Below are 16,541 nucleotides of genomic sequence, written 5' to 3'. Positions count from 1 at the left end.
TTGCGAGTAATTAGTGTTAATTAACTGGCAATAACAGCTGCTAACAATAACAGCTACTAACAATAACCTAGCCTCTCATTTGAGAGGCTTATTGCTTTTCTTTTATGATGGCTTGGGAGGTAGTGATAATTTTGCGCTTAAGCCATTGATTCATCGGGTGCATTCTCTTGTTATGAGATTCCACCAACACGATCTTTTTGAGCTCTTCCGGTGCATAATCAGGAAAAGAGAGATAATCGAACTCTTCATGAAGATAAAGAGCAAGCTGCTTGGAACACGGTAGAATCATGTCACTTTGTTTAATGACCTCTAATAGCGTGTGCAAATACGAGCTTCTTGCTTTGACTTTAAGCTGCTCTGTCGACAAATGCTTGGCGATATAAGGCTGAATATCATTCCACCCCGGTATCACCAAACTCGCGTATTCCGCTTCATCTATCTCTTGCTGTGAAATCACTTTACCAGCTAATGGATGGCCGGTTTTAACCAACCCGACAAAGTCATCCTCACCGATAATCTGATGGGTAAACTGCTTATTCGTGTCGATTGGAGAAAAGTTGATAGCTGCTTGTATCTCGCCATCCAACAATTTTTTCAGCGTTTGAGAGCCCCAATTAACAATATTGACTTGAGCATTGGGCGCTTCTTGAATAAGACCAAGGCATAAACGCGCACCAAGCCAGTTCGAAATAAAACCGTTAATCGCAATCGTGATGTTGCCTTGATACTCGACAGGGTCAAAGCTTGGGGTTTCAAGAATCACGTCGTCCAAGCTTTCCATGATCATTGGCAGCCGTTCACCAAGCTCTAACGCACGTGGGGTTGGCTTCAAACCGGAATGGACACGAGTAAACAATTCGTCATCAAAGTATTCTCTCAATCGCCCTAGTGCTTTACTCACTGCGGGCTGACTCAGCGCCAATTTATTGCCAGCAATGCGAGTATTTTGGGTTTCTAGCAAAACCAGAAAAACGCGGATTAAATTGAGATCCAATTGTTTCATAGTTACCTGTCATTAAAGTTTGGTCAGGGAGATATTTAGCCGTCTGGCGATAAACGCTAACTTAGCGAATATCTCTCTCATTATGGCTCATTTGACGATTGATTCGCTTAACGATCTTTAACTCTTTTCTAAGTATGTGACTCATACAAACCCGCTTACCCTCTGCTCCTTCGAAAATACTTGTTGTAAAAAAGGCTCGAATTAAAAATTCGAGCCTTTTTTACCAAAGAAAAAGTCGGCGTTAGTACACCTCACACCAATCGGATTTCATGTCTATCAGCGTCCAATCTTCTCTAGAGTTCGCTTCGTCGAGTGCTTTATCAAGCTTACCAACATGGGATTCACGATCGTACTGCCACTCGCGCTCAGCATCGGTGTGATGAACAATCATCGCCATTGAGTTGGGTTGGCTCGTTGCCCACTGCATCATCGCTTGGTCACCGTCTGAGTTACCGACCGCTAGAATAGGTTTCTTACCGATAATATGTTGAATATTAGTGACCTTTCCGGCTTTATCATCAATCGTCAAAATGGACGAATCTTTCGTTACTGTCGGTTTGCCATCGTTATAGCTGTAGTTGTATTCAAGCGCGCTACCGATGATTTGCTCTGTAGGAATATTGTAAGCTTCTGGAGCCCACGCTCTCATGAAATCAACGCCTCCTCCCGACACAATGTAAGTTTTAAAGTCATGCTCTTGCAGGTAAGTCAGCATCTCTTTCATTGGCTGATAAGTAAGATCTGTGTAGGCTTTATTGAAGCGTTTATCTTTTGCTACCGTCAACCATTGCTCAACGTCTTGCTGGTATTGTTCTACTGTCATACCAGAATGTGTCGCCATGATGATTTTCAATAATCCTTCTTCACCGCTACCAAGAACGCTCTCGATATCATCTTCAAGAACAAACTTAAACGGTGCTTCCGTTTTCCATTCAGGGTGCTCTGGCGCCATCTCTTTTACACGGTCCAACGCAAACACCAATTGGAAGTAGTAAGGCTTTTCCGACCAAAGCGTACCGTCGTTATCGAATACGGCGATACGATCTTCAATCGCCACGAACGTATCAGACTCAGCTTGGGTGGCTTGCACAACATAGTCGACAATAGCGGTTTTGCTCGCGCTGTCCTTCCAAGAAGGCAGCAAGTTAGGATCACAATCTTTAGCAAAAGATAAGAAAGACATACTGGATAAGATCGCGACAGATAAAAGGGTCATTTTCTTCATAGCAACTACCATGTTGTTGAATTAATTGTAGGGTTTAATTCAATTCATCCTAGTTGGTCTACTCTGATTTTCCACTTATGGACACTATAACCAATACTCATGTTGTCGTTAAGGCTGCCGTAAAAAAAAGGGTTAGCCTCACAGCCAACCCTCGTTTTCTAATGCCAGATAAAAAGCTTAAAGACTCGGTGGAGTCCCTTCACCATTGGAAGCAATCGCATCGATTTGTACCAAAGCGCCCATCGGAATATCAGACACACCGATAACCGTGCGCGCAGGCAATGGGCCTTCAAAGTAGTGCGTACAAACGTCATTGAGCACATCTAAATCAGCCATATCTCTTAATTGGATATTAAGCTTCACGATGTCATCCATGACATGACCAACGCTCTCAATCACTTCTTTGATGTTATTCAAGCACTGCATCGCCTGCTCTTTTGCGCCATTCGCAACAATCGCTCCAATTCTTGGATCCAGCGGTAATTGAGCGGAGATATTGTTGTAGTGTGAAAAGGCCACAGTTTGCGTTGAAAGCGGGCTGATTGGCGCAGCTTTGGTATTGGTCGCATTAATTACAATCCCATGTCGGTCTTCAACCGCTTGTGGCGGAGTGCCATCGCCGTGTGACACAGTTGCATCCATCTGCACTAACGCTCCCATTGCAAGGCCTTCAACCACCGTCACCGAGCGTGCTGGCATGTAACCGACAGCTCTTGCAATCGCGGAATCCGGGAAGAAGGTGGTATACACTTCATTGACTGCTGCAAGGTCATCAAGGCTTCCCACATGAATATTCACCTTCACAATGTCATCAAGAGGAACATCAACATTTTCCAGTATCGATTTAATGTTTTTGAGGCATTGAATCGCGTGCTCCTTTGCTCCACCAGCGACGATGCTGCCCGATTGCGGGTCAATCGGTAACTGGGCTGAAATGTGATTATAGTGAGAGAAAGCCACCGTTTGAGTCGATAATGAACTGACTGGTGCGTGTTGAGTATTTCTTGCGATTTTAACTAACTCACAAGCCGCTTGAGGATAAGTACCTTCACCATTCGAGATCACCGCATCCATTTGTAAGTGAGCGCCTGCGAGCGGTAAATCAGCTACCGCTAGCGTCGTGCATGTGGGAACATAGTGTTGGAAAAACGACGCATAGATTTCGTTAACCGCATCGATATCCGCAATGTTCTTCAAGTATATATTTACCCTCACAACGTCGTGCATGCGGTGTCCAATGCTCTCCACAATCGCTTGAATGTTTAGTAAGCACTGCTTGGTTTGATCTTCCAAAGAGCCTGAGATCAAGCTGCCTGTTTTAGGGTCAATCGGTAGTTGAGCAGAAAGGTTATTGTAGTGTGAGAATGCCACCGATTGTGTTGAGAAAGGGCTCAGCGGTGCATCTTCAGTGTTTCTTGAAACTTTAATAATATCGGCACTCATGTCGATACATCTCCTATTCGAGTATTGATGTCAGATATAGCCAATTAGCTGCGTGTTTACCGACATTTCAAAATAAAAGGTACAAAAATAGCCGAACCAATAAATCGTGATGAATACTGGTTCAGCTTAATTCGAGCAACACAGTGGAGGTTCTTACGCCCCCACAAATAAACCTCTACAGAGTACTTAGGAAGCTGCTGATTTTTTCTTCATGATGCTTAACGGTTTCTTGTGTTGGGATAACCGCATCTTTATGTGTGAAGTACACCAAAATCGCCATCTGAGCTGTGAGTCGGTTTTCAGCTTCATCGAACGCCACTGAGTATTCACTTTCTAGTGCGCCGCGAGTCACTTCTTCTTTGTCATTAGCAGGTAGGCAGTGCAGCAGCATTGCGCCCGGACGAGCCTTCGCCATTAACTCTTCTGTGATAACGTAGTTGGGCATGAATGCCGCAAGACGCTCTTCTTTCTCGTCCATTTGAGTCACCCAGTAAAAACTATCGCCGTACACCACATCACAGGCGCTGATGCGTTCTACATCATCCGTAATTTCAATCGTGCCGCCCGACTCTTCACAGAAGTTCAGCGCCATGTCGATCCATTCTTGCTCCATGTGGTATTTCTTAGGACCAATTTGCTTAAAGCCCATCCCGTACTTAGCACAAGTCAGCATCAGTGAACGGCACACATCCGTCGCGTCACCCATGAAAGCTAAGGTGAGATCAGACAACTTACGTCCATCAGTGATGTGCTCTCTTATCGTGTAGAGATCCGCCAGCATTTGAGTTGGATGGAAACGCGTATCGAGGCCGTTGATCACTGGCACTGTCGACATTTCAAGTAGGCCATCGAGTGTTTCAGGGCTATTGGTACGAGCCATGATGATGTCGCACATACGCGATAACACACGAGAAGTGTCATCAATCGACTCTTTACCACCTAAGTGAATGTCTTTTGGTGATAGGAATAGTGCATGACCACCCAATAATGTCGCCGCCACTTCGAAAGAAACACGTGTACGAGTAGAGCCCGCTTCGAAGATCATGCCAACCGATTTACCTTTGAACAACGGCGGAATTGCATTGTCTTTTCGCGCTTGTTTTAGGTGAGCCATCAGTTCCATCATGTTATCCATCTCTTCGACAGAAAAGTCTTTCATAGACACCATGTGCTCAAGATTTTTTTTGTTCAGTTCAGTTGCGCTAGAAGAAGGTAATTTCATAATCAGTTCCTATTTATCATTAGTTTGCACGTTTTCTTTTGAGTAGATCTCGTGCTTATTGAGTTACATATTTTGGATTTAATGCGTTTCTTTTTTGCTTATCTTTATTCGAGTTATTGCTTCAAATTAAATGCTTGGTACCTGCTGAGTGATGCAATGAATGTTGCCGCCTCCCAGCAAGATTTCTCGAGCAGGAACACCGTTCACTTCATACCCCGGATAGATACCTTCCAAGATGGAAATAACGTCGTTGTCGTAACGCCCGTCAAGCAATGGCAGTACAATTTGCTTATTGGTGATTAAGTAATTGGCATACGACGCCGCTAAACGCTCACCCGCTTCTCGCTCCATTCCGTCTGCGATATCGATACCTGCCGCTTCTTCCTCGGTCATGAAAAGAGGGCCTGGCATCGGCAGCTTGTGTACCTTGATTTGACGGCCTTTGGCATCGGTTTGACTGGTGATGTAGTCATAGGCTTCTTTGCTGATCTCATATTGAGGATCATTCTTGTCATCGCACCACGTCAGAACGACTTCACCCGGCTTCACGACGTGAAGGATGTTGTCCACGTGGCCATTGGTTTCATCGTTGTACAAGCCACGAGGCAGCCAGATCACTTTCTCAACATTGAGGTGTTCACAAAGTACTTCTGTCAGCTCTTCTTTGCTCATATCTGGGTTGCGGCTTTCGTGTAATAAGCACTCTTCTGTTGTGTAGAGCGTGCCTTCGCCATCGACGTGAATTGAGCCGCCTTCTAGTACGATTGGAGCGCGGTATCGAGAGTCACGAATGGTTTCACACATCTTTTGAGCAACTTGGTTGTCGCGATTCCAAGGTGAATACAAACCATCAACAAATCCGCCCCATGCATTGAATTCCCAATCCACACCTCGGCGTTCACCGCTGTCATCAACAACATAAGTCGCACCTATATCACGCATCCAAGAGTCATCAGTCGAGATTTCCAACACTCGAATGTCCTCTGGTAAGCGAGATACTGCGTTATCGTATTGGTCTGAACTCGCAAGCATGGTGACTGGTGTTGTATGGCTGATCTTGGTAGCAACGTCTGCAAACACCGCTTGCGCTGGTTTTGCCCCATTGCGCCAATTGTCAGTACGTTCTGGCCAAGCCATCCAAATTTCGCTGTGTGGCTCGTGTTCCCCTGGCATTCTGAAGCCATCATGTTTTGGAGTAGTCTCAATCAGTTTTTTCATAGTTATGTCCCCTAAATTATGCTTGAGCTTCTTTTTTATCTTGCGTATCGGCTGTGTCGTCATCGCCTGAACCTTGCTGTTTCTTACGCTTTAGAGCGCCTAGTAGAATCCATTCACCAGCGAGGATGGTGGCAATCACGCCAATCAAAACAGGTCCTGTGTATCCCCAATCGGCAACGGTTAAATCAAGAGCCTCAGGGAAAATAAACAAGATCACGGCTTGAAAGACGACCAAGAAACAAACAATCGACATGATCCATTGAGCCGCCATGCCACCCGGAACTTTGAATGGGCGTTCGCGTTTACCATCAACCACTCGAAGCTTTAGGTATGCAGGGAACATGAACAGGTAAGGAAGTAAGAAAATGCAGCTAGAGAAGGCAAATATCGACCAGAACAGATCATCATTACCCTGAGCAAACAGCGCGTAAGACAGAATGACGACCGTTGATACTGTGCCTGTGATGTTGTTTGCGCCAACTGGAGAGCCTTTCTCAGACACTTTCGCGACTGGGGCTGGAAGTTCACCTTCTTGAGCGGCTTCAGCAGCAGCTCGGCTAGCGCCCATTGTCCAACTCACCATGTTGCCGATAAGCGTTAACAAAGCGAAAGTACCGAAGATGTACACCATCGCTGTACCAACCACACCAGTGCCGAAAAGTGTTCTAAATGTGTCGATAAGGCCAGACACCAAGCCAATGCTTTCGACAGGTAGCGCCATCAAAATGCCTACCGTACCGAAGATGTATAAGAAAGCGGTGATACCGATAGAGAGGAAGACAGCCTTAGGCATATCACGAACGTCTTTCATTTCTTTAGTCATGGTCGCAACCAGTTCAAAACCCATTAGGTTGAACACAATCGCGGGTAAGAAAGAGACCGCAGAATCCAATGAAGGCATCATTGCGGGCAACGTAAATTCGTTGGCAACGCCGTTTTTCATTGCATAGATAAAGCCGCCCACACCCAATGTACTAATCACAACAATTTTTAATATTGCGCCAATATTGGTGACCCACACACCGATGTCGGCAGACACATTACAAATCAAAACCGTTAGCCAAGTCAGTAATATACAAATGGCGATTTGTCCCCATAAAGACAGATCTGGCATGAAGAGTTCGGCAAACATCCCTGCAAACATGATGTACACCGCAGGCATCCATAAACCAACGTTAATCCAGTAAAACCACGTTGTTCTGACTGCCCATTTAAAATTGAAGGCTTGTTTTACCCAATCGTAAATCCCACCTTCACCTGGATAGGTGGTACTCAGTTCGGAAGTAATTAAGCCATATGGAATGACAAAGAAGACCAACATTAACACCCACCAACCAATGGCACTGACACCAATACTGGCTGACGCGGTTAATGTGTCGACCACCAAAACTGCACACAGTGTAAAGAGTGCAATTCCCGTAACCCCCATTTTTCCTTGCGTTTCGTTACTCATCTCTTAGCTCCTTAATCTCTAATTCGGGATTAATTAAACGGCAAAGCGATGAAGTGAACTGGGATGAAAATTGAATATCGGTTTTACATAAACGAGTTCGGGGTAAAAACAAAATAAACCCAACAAATATTAGATTTATAATGCTAAAAGCCGGAATACTTGATTTTGGTCAATAACCATTCGATTAATAAATACATTTTCTATTTCAAAACCAAGATCACATATCTAGTTAATCTAGGGGTAATTAAGGATTTCTGTGACATATAGGCGACTAAAAACATCAAATATTGAGCACAAATCGAATTGTGATTTTTATCCCCACGACACCGACAATATTTAAATACAATTCAAACCAACTTATTTGCCCTGAGCAAAATATTATTTGGAGAGTTAAACATGTCGAAGCCTATTATTGTTGTTGCTGTCGGTGGGAATGCTTTACTACAGCGTGGTGAAGTAATGAGTTGCGAAAACCAAAAAAAGAGCATCGCGCAAACCGCCAGCTCTTTGGCTGAACTCAGCAAAGACTACCGTTTAGTGGTTGTGCACGGAAATGGCCCTCAAGTCGGCCTACTCTCATTACAGAACAATGCTTATAAAGATTGCCCCCCTTATCCATTTGATGTGCTTGGTGCCGAGACTCAAGGAATGATTGGTTACCTTATCCAACAGGGGCTAAATGCTGCAATTAAAGACCGCTTTACGACCACGATTCTAACTCGCATCGTTATCGACGAGAATGATCCTGCAATTGCCGACCCAGCCAAGTTTATTGGCCCTATCTATACAGAAGAACAAGCCAAACAACTCGCAGAAGCCAACCAATGGGTTGTGAAACCTGATGGCGCACACTGGCGTCGCGTGGTGCCATCTCCTTCACCAAAAGAAGTGCTAGAAATAAAAGCCATCAAAGACTTGCTAGAGAAAGAGCACCTAATTATTTGTGGCGGTGGCGGTGGCGCTCCAGTCGTCGAAAAAGATGGCGCTTATGTGGGTTTTGAAGCGGTAATCGACAAAGACATGACAGCGGCTCTTATCGCAGAAGAAATCGGCGCAGAACATTTACTGATCCTCACTGACGGCTCTCATGTTTGTTTAGATTGGGGAACCCCAAAGGAAGAGAAGCTTGAGAACGTGTCAGTTGAACAAATGAAAAAGTACACTTTCCCAGCCGGTTCTATGGGGCCGAAGGTCGACGCATGTTGTCAATTTGTAGAAAAAACAAAACAGCATGGATACATTGGTGACCTGTCTAGTGCATTAGAGATCATAGAAGGAAAAACGGGGACACATATTAATGCTTAATATTGGGTTATAATGCTTTATATAAATAAAGGGTAATAAAGTCTAAGTTTCGATATTCCGATTGGAACTTTTCTTGAAAACCCTTTATGTTTTTTGTGTTCCAAATAAAAATGAGGATCATTAGATGCGCAAAGTAACAACCGAAGAAAAGTTAATTCGAATTCATGATGCTGTTGTGCAACTAATGGAACGCCGTGAAGCTACTGATATTTCAATGTACGATGTTGCCAAAGAGTGTGGAATGGCAACATCTACGGTTTATCACCACTATCCAAACATAGAGAACTTATTTCATAATCTATTAGATGACGTTTTTACTGATTTCGACTCTCTGCTCGGTAAATGTATAGATTACGAGCATGTTAATCATTGGACTGACATCAATCGCATGATTGAAACAGCGTATGTTAATTATTACAACAATAACCCGATTGCTAAAAAGTTAATTCTAGGTCGTCATACATTCACTGAACTAGGACATGCAGACACCGAGAATGACTTAATTCTTGGTAAAGAAGTAGAAACGATTTATCGACAGTTTTTTGATGTTCCTCAGTTACCACAATCCATCAATGTCTTCGCTATCTCATTGCAAGTCGCAGATAAAATATACTCGTTATCTTATCGCCAACATGGCTGCATCACACCAGAACTTGCCAACGAAGCAATCCGACTGACCGAGTCTTACCTTAAGCTGTATATTCCTCATATCTGTCAAAAAACAGAGCCTAGCATGATGCATACGCATTAAGAGAACCTGTAATCCCGATAACGTCTTACCTTTCTATTTGCGCTCGATGACCAGGCTAAACTCGCTGACCAAACAAAAAAGCAGAACTTCAATTCCTCAAAGTTCTGCTTTAACAATCCATGACTGCTTACGCTCTGCGCTTTTTGAAAGCGTGCCAACCAGCGCTGAAAATTGTTTTTAACACCACACCGAGTGCGCTTAGTTTTGGGTCGGCGTTCTTGCCAGAGGCAATGCGCCACATCTGATGTTCATACCAAACCAGCCCGACCATCGCCACCTTGTCTAATGCGGGTTTTCCTGTGGTTGGCACCGTTAGTGGCATGCCGTGGCTAGGGTTTTCAATTAACTTGTTAGGGAAATCAGGATCAACCGCCATTGTTCGCGCAATACCAATAAAATCGGTCGCCGAGGTGTTTAATGCTTCATTCATAGCTTGCGCGGTTCGAAAACCACCCGTGACCACCAGCGGTGTGCTGACGAGTTTTCTCGCCTTCACCATGTAATCCATAAAATACGCTTCACGTTTTACCGTGCTGGCCTTGATTGGTTCAGCTTGGCTTTTCGAACCCATCATTGATGGGCTTTCATAGGTGCCGCCGGAGATCTCAATCAGGTCGATACCGTTGTCACTCAGTGTTTGTACAACCTGCATCGACTCTTCTTCAGTGAAGCCACCTTTCATGAAATCAGCACTGTTGAGCTTAATTCCGACAGGGAAATCGTCACCGACCTCTTTTCGAATCGCGCGATAAACCTCAAGCACAAAACGAAGTCTATTTTCGAGTGAGCCACCCCATTTGTCTTGGCGTTGATTGTGTCTCGAAGACAAAAACTGACTTACAAGGTAACCATGAGCACCGTGAATCTGCACGCCAGTAAAACCCGCTTGTTTTGCAAGCTTTGCACTCAGCGCGAATTTATCAATGATTGCGATTATTTCCGTCTCATTCAGAGCTCGTGGCGTATTAAAGCCTTTTTCTAATCCACGCTCTAAAGAGATAGCCGAAGGAGCAACCGGGCTATCGCATAAGAACTTAGGAATTTGCTTGCCCGGATGATTCAGTTGCATCCATATCTGAGAGCCATTCTGTGTTCCGGCACTCGCCCACTCACGAAATACGGCTAAATCACTGTGCTCATCCAGCACCACGTTTTTAGGCTCACCAAGCGCACCTCTGTCGACCATCACGTTACCCGTTATGGATAGGCCAATTCCTCCTTGAGCCCAACGCTGGTAAAGCGTGACTAAACCTTGCTTAGGATTATGGTGTTTATCACCTAGCTGTTCACTCATTGCTGATTTGAACAGGCGATTTTTGATCACTTGGCCATTAGGAAGAGAAAAAGGGTCGTTGAGGCAGATCGGATTCATGCGCGTGGTTACTTTCTTTGGTCTATATATTGCGTCCAGTATGCCCTATTTTATCCGACAGTTCTGAGCATTTAGTGCCTATTTCGAAGCAAGTTTCACTCAATAATAAAAAGCCAGCTGCATAACAGCTGGCATTGAACGATGATAAACAAGACCTTAAAAAGGCGATTTAAATGATCACTTAATCGTGGCTTTTTTGACCTTGGTGAACGGTGTCGATTTCCATTTATCTGTTATGACCTCTTCACCAGGCGTGTACATGCGCAACACTGAATACCATTGATGATTAGGGATGGGTAAGAAGTTAGGGTCATCTTCATGCCCTTTTACATCGCTACTCATGTAAATGGTGTAGCTGCCATCAGCATTAGGCGTTAACGTTCTGTCTCCACGGGAGTGACGGTTTAACTCGTTTTTCTCCATCAATCGGGTTTCACCACTGTAGGCCGTGTATGACCAAAAACCACCCTCTTCTAACGGTGGCGCATCGAAGGTCACCGTGTAATCATACTTACTACCGTCGAGCGCACCACCTTCACTATCGAAGAAGTCACCGCTATACATAGTGTGCTTTGCAGGCAGCCCCCATTGGCCCATTAAGGTGCCGTAGGCGTGCTGAAAGCTTGGAACCTTAGTCATTTCATCGCGAGTGCCCAATACGTCACGTGAATCATCAAAGCCCGCATTAATGATTCGTTCCAGCCCCTCTTTTTGGCCAGATTCGATCATACGAAGCTGCTCTGCTGTAAATGGATTACTGGCTTTGCCTAAATCAGAGTCACCTAAACCAAGTTGCTTAAATTGCTCAATCAGCTTTTGGTCATGCGCCTTCATCGTTCCTTCAGATAAAATGAAATTGGTTCGCTCGACCCAATTAGAGTCTTCTGGATCTGGATACTCGCGAACAACGGAATCTGGACCTTTCTGGCCCAAGTATTCAGATAATGTTCTGATGTTCCATTGGTCCATAAGCTTTTGAGCAATTGCGGAGTCTTCTCCACCCAGATCCATGATTCGTCCCATCATCTTCACCAGAGGGTGCTCAACATAAATGACTTGGTCGACACTCGCAGGAACTTCACCTTCCCACCCTTCGACTGCATACATGAAACTGCCGCCTTTTGTGCCTCGTTGCGGAGAGCCAAAAGCAGAGTCAGTAAAGTGCTGCATATTCATGGTATGGAACAGCCAATATCGATTTTCATCATGGTCTGGAATCGTAATGATGACCGGCTCTGCTGCTAGGTCCATCCACCCCATCAAGTGTAACGTGTCATTGTTAATCGTCGGGTGCGCAGTGTAAGTGTCGTCAGCAAGTATTCGAATATTTTGGAATCGATTCAAAGGGTAGTCTTGCTCAATGACGGTTTTGTAAAAATATTTGTAGGCTTCATCTATCGAGTACGCATACTCATAGGCAAGTTGTGCCAATAGCTGATTGTCTTTTTTAAGCGATGCTAAGCTCGCCATTTCAACGGGTAAAGTCTCCGTTTTTATCGCCATAGCTGTGTTTGTTACTAAAGCTGCGCTCGTAGCGTCCACTGATTGGCTCGCTAATACCGTAGACGGAAGTGCAACCATGAAAGCACAAGCCAGTGCTGCCGCAAGTATGTTTTTTTTCATCATTTAATGTCCTAACGAAAAGCAATATGTAAGGTGCGCTTGTTACAGCACACCTTGTATTAGTCGTATTTGGCGTTAGTCAGTAACGACTGATTTATCTGCCATACCAATACCACCGGCTTTCTGTCTTGGTGGGAACGCTTCAAGAGACTTTTGATATTTCGCGGCTGCTTTGTGCAATTTTGGTAATACCCAAGACTTCTCTTTCATCCATAAGAACCAACCGCGAGTATCAGGGCTACGCTCGTAAGGATCAGCCTTGATGTTGATCAGCATCCCTAGTGGCCACTCTTCAGGAGGCGCAATCCACTCCGTTTTGGTTTTTAGATGTACTTTCCAATCATCAACTCGGAACGCATTCAAATCTTGCTCGTTGTAGAAGAAGAACTCATGACGTTGACTCGGTTCACCTTTGGTCAACATGTCTAGCTGGTTATAACCATCCAAGTGAACTTGATAGCGGTCGCCGTTTAACTCTTTTCCTTCAAGCAGCTCTTGCTTAATGTCGCCTTCACCCACTGCAGCCATAATGGTTGGCACCCAGTCTTCAGAAGTCATGAAGCCATCGGTATATTCACCCTGAGGGATTTTATCTGGCCAGCTCACCAACATTGGTACACGGAAACCGCCATCCCAAGTCGTACCTTTCTGCCCTCTGAATGAGGCAGAACCAGAATCAGGCCAATGATCAAGGTTTACGCCATTGTCAGACGTGAAGAGAATGATGGTGTTATCGATTTCGCCTAAATCTTCAAGCTTGTCGAGCAACACGCCGATCTGATCATCAAGTTCGATCAAACCATCGTAGTAGGTGTTGATTTGGCTCGCGCCTCGATACTCCGGACGAACGTGTGTTTTTTGGTGCATACGAGTCGGGTTGTACCACATGAAGTAGGGTTGTTCGTCTTTCTCTGCTTCATGCTTATCAAGCCAGTCCGTAGCAAAATCCAAAAACTCGCCATCAATGGTTTGCATACGCTTAGCACCCAAAGTGCCCTTATCTTCAATGGTTTGTTTACCAACCACGCCAAACCTTGGGTCTTCTTGCATGTCCACACTCTCGGTAGCGACGGTATGAATGACATTGCGAGGACGACCTCTGAAGTTAGGGTCTGTTGGGAACTCAGGCTGTTCAGGCATCTCCATGACATTGAGGTGGTATAGGAAACCGAAGAATTCATCAAAGCCGTGTACCGTTGGTAGATGGCTATTATTATCTCCTAAGTGACTTTTACCGACATGCACGGTCGCATAACCTTTGTCCTTCAGCATTTCGGCTAAGGTTGGATCTTCTTTTTGAAGGCCAAGTGAAGAGCCCGGCTGACCAACAGACGTTAAGCCTGTGCGAAATGGATACTGACCAGTGATAAAAGCAGAGCGACCTGCAGTAGAGCTGCCTTGTGCGTAGTAATCACTGACCATCATGCCGCGATCTGCAATTCGGTCAATATTCGGTGTGTCCACCGCACCCAAGCCACGGTGGTAGGCTGACAGGTCAGTGGGGCTAACATCATCAAGCATAATGGCAACCACATTGGGTTGGCTCGCGGCATGTACATTGACGCTCGCCAGCACCGAGAGCGCCAAAGCGGATTTAACAAAAGACTTATACATTTATAACCCTCATTCACTATGGGTAAATCGCTGAAGTCACACTGAAATTTATGTATGTCTCAAGCGAACCGTTGTTGAGGTAAATGGTATAAGAAAGACGCCAAAAATGGCTTGATAACCACTATTACGATTTTTAATAGTGGCTGCTAGAAGGGGGCGTTATTTAGAGGAAAGAGTTTCGTGAAGCTAGGATTGAATGATCGACGTAATTTCTTTTTGAAGCCAATCGGTGAACGGGTTATTACGGTTTGCTTGGTGAGTAAATAGAGCCAATTCTCGACGATAGGTGTCTTTCAACAGTTCAGGCGGTAACTCAATACAGCGATAAGAGTGATCAAGCAAATAACGACATTTCGTCGATGTAATATAGATAAAGTCGCTGTCCTTAACGATCTCCAACATCAAGTTCATGTTGTTGCTTCGAAGGGCAATATGCTTATCTAAATCGTACTTTTTGATCAACATTTCTGTCTTAGATGGCTGAATGTAACCAGGGATCATGTTGATACAGAGTGGGTACTTCAGCACGTCCTCAAGGGCATTACCTTGAACTGGGTGATCAGCTCTTAGCACCAACATAAACTTATCAAAGCCAACCGGACGCTCAGTCAGCGTTTTATTCACATCCATAGGAAGATAGCTTACTCCCCAACACGTTCGATTGGTCTCTAGAGACTGCACACCGTTATCTAACCAAGGCGAACATTGAAACGTAACTTGTGGCGCTTCTTTGGTCAGTTTTTTAATTAATGGTACACCCACCGGAACCAACAAAGGAGAAGGCAGCATGATTTGAACCTCTCCTCTTAAATCTTCCAATCCCCACTCTTCACTAGGTATATAAAGATTGTCGAGTTGCTCTAGTAACAAAGGCAAGCTTTCGATGAGCTTCAAGCATTTTGGGGTAGGTTCAAGCCTCGCTTTATCTCTAACAAACAATTCATCATCAAACTGCTCTCTTAGTTTACGAAGCATGACACTGATCGTCGGCTGACTCACGTTCAAGGCTTTTGCAGCAGTAACCGTTTGGCGAGTCTCATTGAGCACCAAAATAAGTCGCAATAAATTTAGATCTTTGGTCATGCCCGACTCCAAGTGATTTAGAAAAGTGGAAAGTACGCTGGCGAATACCCTTTTTTCATCGCTTCTACCATTGGCAATAATTTGGGTAACGCGTGACGAAAAAACATCTCATACCCTTGGCATAAATGATTCATCGCACTGCCATCTTTCGTTGTTGCTATCCTGTTCTTAGGACAACCACCTTGGCAAAGCTCAACAAAATCACAACGTCGACAAACGTTGTTTAATTCATGATATTTGTTGGTGCCAAACGCAATTTGTTCAGGTGAGGTCGCCATGCTTACAAGCTTATCACTCTTCACTGTTCCCAGTTGATGATCTTGATACCCATAATGGTCACAACTGTAAACATTGCCGTCATGCTCAACCATTAGTTGCTGCCCACAAGTCGCACTGTGATGACACATTTGACTTTGGTAGCCCATCAACACCATTAAGCAATTCTCAAAAAACTGGATATACACTTTACCGACATCATTTGCGCTCCACGCATCAAACAGATCACAAAGAAACTGGCCCCATTGCTCACCGGTTAGCGACCAGTCGTGCCCTGTTCGCCTATCCAATTCATGATCGATACAAGGCTGAAACTGCATATAACCACTGCCATTTTCAACCAAAAACTGATAAATCGTTTTACCATGTTTGTAGGTTTTATTATTCACGACCGTTAACGTATTAAACTCAACATCATGCTTTTTCAGATAAGACATTCCACGCATTGTGCGCTCAAAAGACGACTGACCATTTTTATCAATCCGAGCGATGTCATTCAGAATGTTGGGTCCATCGATACTGATGCCCATCATGAAATTGTGTTTAGCAAAGAAGCTGGCCCAGCGATCGTTAATCATAGTGCCATTGGTCTGCATGGTATTCACGACGCGCTTTTTTGTGGCTTTGCTTGCCTGTGCTTTCATCGCCGTTTCATAGAAATCGAGCCCTCTTAACATGGGCTCCCCGCCATGCCAGATAAAGTCCACTTGCTGAGCTTTCATTGGCTGCGCGTCGATATGAGCACCGACAATTCGCTCCATCATGTCCAGAGACATCGAAGACCTTAGTTCACCATCTTGTCTATTAAGATAATAGCAGTAGCTACAATCCAGATTGCACTGAGCTCCTTCTGCTTTAATGAATAAGCTAAAAGGATGAGTTGATGTGTTCATATTGATTCCCGTACTTTTTTGTCAACATATCAACCGCAAATCAATCAAACAATAGCACCC

General features: G+C 44.6%; 13 protein-coding genes. 2 read left to right on the top strand and 11 right to left on the bottom strand.

What is annotated here, in order from left to right; genetic code table 11:
• Window positions 1–88 precede the first annotated feature (88 nt).
• The 6 genes from M4S28_RS19425 to M4S28_RS19400 form a co-directional block, all read right to left on the bottom strand.
• Window positions 89–1,003, bottom strand: a complete 915-nt coding sequence (locus tag M4S28_RS19425) for a LysR family transcriptional regulator (RefSeq protein WP_249633571.1) — start codon at window positions 1,001–1,003, stop codon at window positions 89–91.
• Window positions 1,004–1,244: 241 nt separating this feature from the next.
• Window positions 1,245–2,228 carry an HAD family hydrolase gene (locus M4S28_RS19420; protein ID WP_249633570.1) on the bottom strand — a complete coding sequence of 328 codons (984 nt, stop codon included), beginning with the start codon at window positions 2,226–2,228 and terminating at the stop codon, window positions 1,245–1,247.
• Window positions 2,229–2,405: 177 nt separating this feature from the next.
• Window positions 2,406–3,671, bottom strand: a complete 1,266-nt coding sequence (locus M4S28_RS19415; protein ID WP_249633569.1) for a RidA family protein — start codon at window positions 3,669–3,671, stop codon at window positions 2,406–2,408.
• A gap of 175 nt (window positions 3,672–3,846) precedes the next feature.
• Window positions 3,847–4,893 (bottom strand): ornithine carbamoyltransferase, encoded by a 1,047-nt coding sequence (gene argF, locus M4S28_RS19410; RefSeq protein WP_249633568.1) that lies wholly within the window; start codon window positions 4,891–4,893, stop codon window positions 3,847–3,849.
• Between the two features lie 126 nt (window positions 4,894–5,019).
• Window positions 5,020–6,111, bottom strand: coding sequence for an agmatine deiminase (gene aguA / locus M4S28_RS19405; RefSeq protein WP_249633567.1), 1,092 nt, complete (start codon window positions 6,109–6,111; stop codon window positions 5,020–5,022).
• Window positions 6,112–6,127: 16 nt separating this feature from the next.
• On the bottom strand, window positions 6,128–7,564 hold the full coding sequence (locus M4S28_RS19400) for an APC family permease (RefSeq protein ID WP_249633566.1): 1,437 nt from the start codon (window positions 7,562–7,564) through the stop codon (window positions 6,128–6,130).
• A 396-nt stretch (window positions 7,565–7,960) separates the two neighbouring features.
• On the opposite strand from M4S28_RS19400, the gene arcC reads away from it, so the two are divergent.
• Together arcC and M4S28_RS19390 are read left to right on the top strand one after the other, a co-directional pair.
• A complete protein-coding gene (gene arcC, locus M4S28_RS19395) occupies window positions 7,961–8,869 on the top strand; it encodes a carbamate kinase (RefSeq protein WP_004732260.1) in 909 nt (302 codons plus the stop codon).
• Between the two features lie 124 nt (window positions 8,870–8,993).
• Window positions 8,994–9,620: a TetR/AcrR family transcriptional regulator gene (locus M4S28_RS19390; protein WP_017078521.1), complete on the top strand. Its 627-nt coding sequence runs from the start codon at window positions 8,994–8,996 to the stop codon at window positions 9,618–9,620.
• A gap of 127 nt (window positions 9,621–9,747) precedes the next feature.
• On the opposite strand, the gene M4S28_RS19385 is transcribed toward M4S28_RS19390, so the two are convergent.
• From M4S28_RS19385 to M4S28_RS19365, 5 genes are all read right to left on the bottom strand, one after another.
• On the bottom strand, window positions 9,748–10,992 hold the full coding sequence (locus tag M4S28_RS19385) for an NADH:flavin oxidoreductase/NADH oxidase family protein (protein ID WP_249633565.1): 1,245 nt from the start codon (window positions 10,990–10,992) through the stop codon (window positions 9,748–9,750).
• 177 nt (window positions 10,993–11,169) lie between these two features.
• The gene (locus tag M4S28_RS19380; protein WP_249633564.1) at window positions 11,170–12,618 is read right to left on the bottom strand and encodes a DUF1254 domain-containing protein; all 1,449 of its coding nucleotides are present in this window, start codon (window positions 12,616–12,618) and stop codon (window positions 11,170–11,172) included.
• 72 nt (window positions 12,619–12,690) lie between these two features.
• A complete protein-coding gene (locus tag M4S28_RS19375) occupies window positions 12,691–14,229 on the bottom strand; it encodes a sulfatase-like hydrolase/transferase (RefSeq protein ID WP_249633563.1) in 1,539 nt (512 codons plus the stop codon).
• Between the two features lie 186 nt (window positions 14,230–14,415).
• On the bottom strand, window positions 14,416–15,312 hold the full coding sequence (locus M4S28_RS19370) for a LysR family transcriptional regulator (protein ID WP_249633562.1): 897 nt from the start codon (window positions 15,310–15,312) through the stop codon (window positions 14,416–14,418).
• Window positions 15,313–15,329: 17 nt separating this feature from the next.
• The gene (locus M4S28_RS19365; RefSeq protein ID WP_249633561.1) at window positions 15,330–16,481 is read right to left on the bottom strand and encodes an anaerobic sulfatase maturase; all 1,152 of its coding nucleotides are present in this window, start codon (window positions 16,479–16,481) and stop codon (window positions 15,330–15,332) included.
• Between the last annotated feature and the right edge of the window lie 60 nt (window positions 16,482–16,541).

This window comes from Vibrio sp. J383, from assembly GCF_023503985.1.
In the GTDB taxonomy this organism is placed as follows: Bacteria; Pseudomonadota; Gammaproteobacteria; order Enterobacterales; family Vibrionaceae; genus Vibrio; species Vibrio splendidus.
The sequence above is the reverse complement of the archived record's forward strand: the minus strand, read 5'-3'. Positions and strand labels throughout refer to the sequence as shown.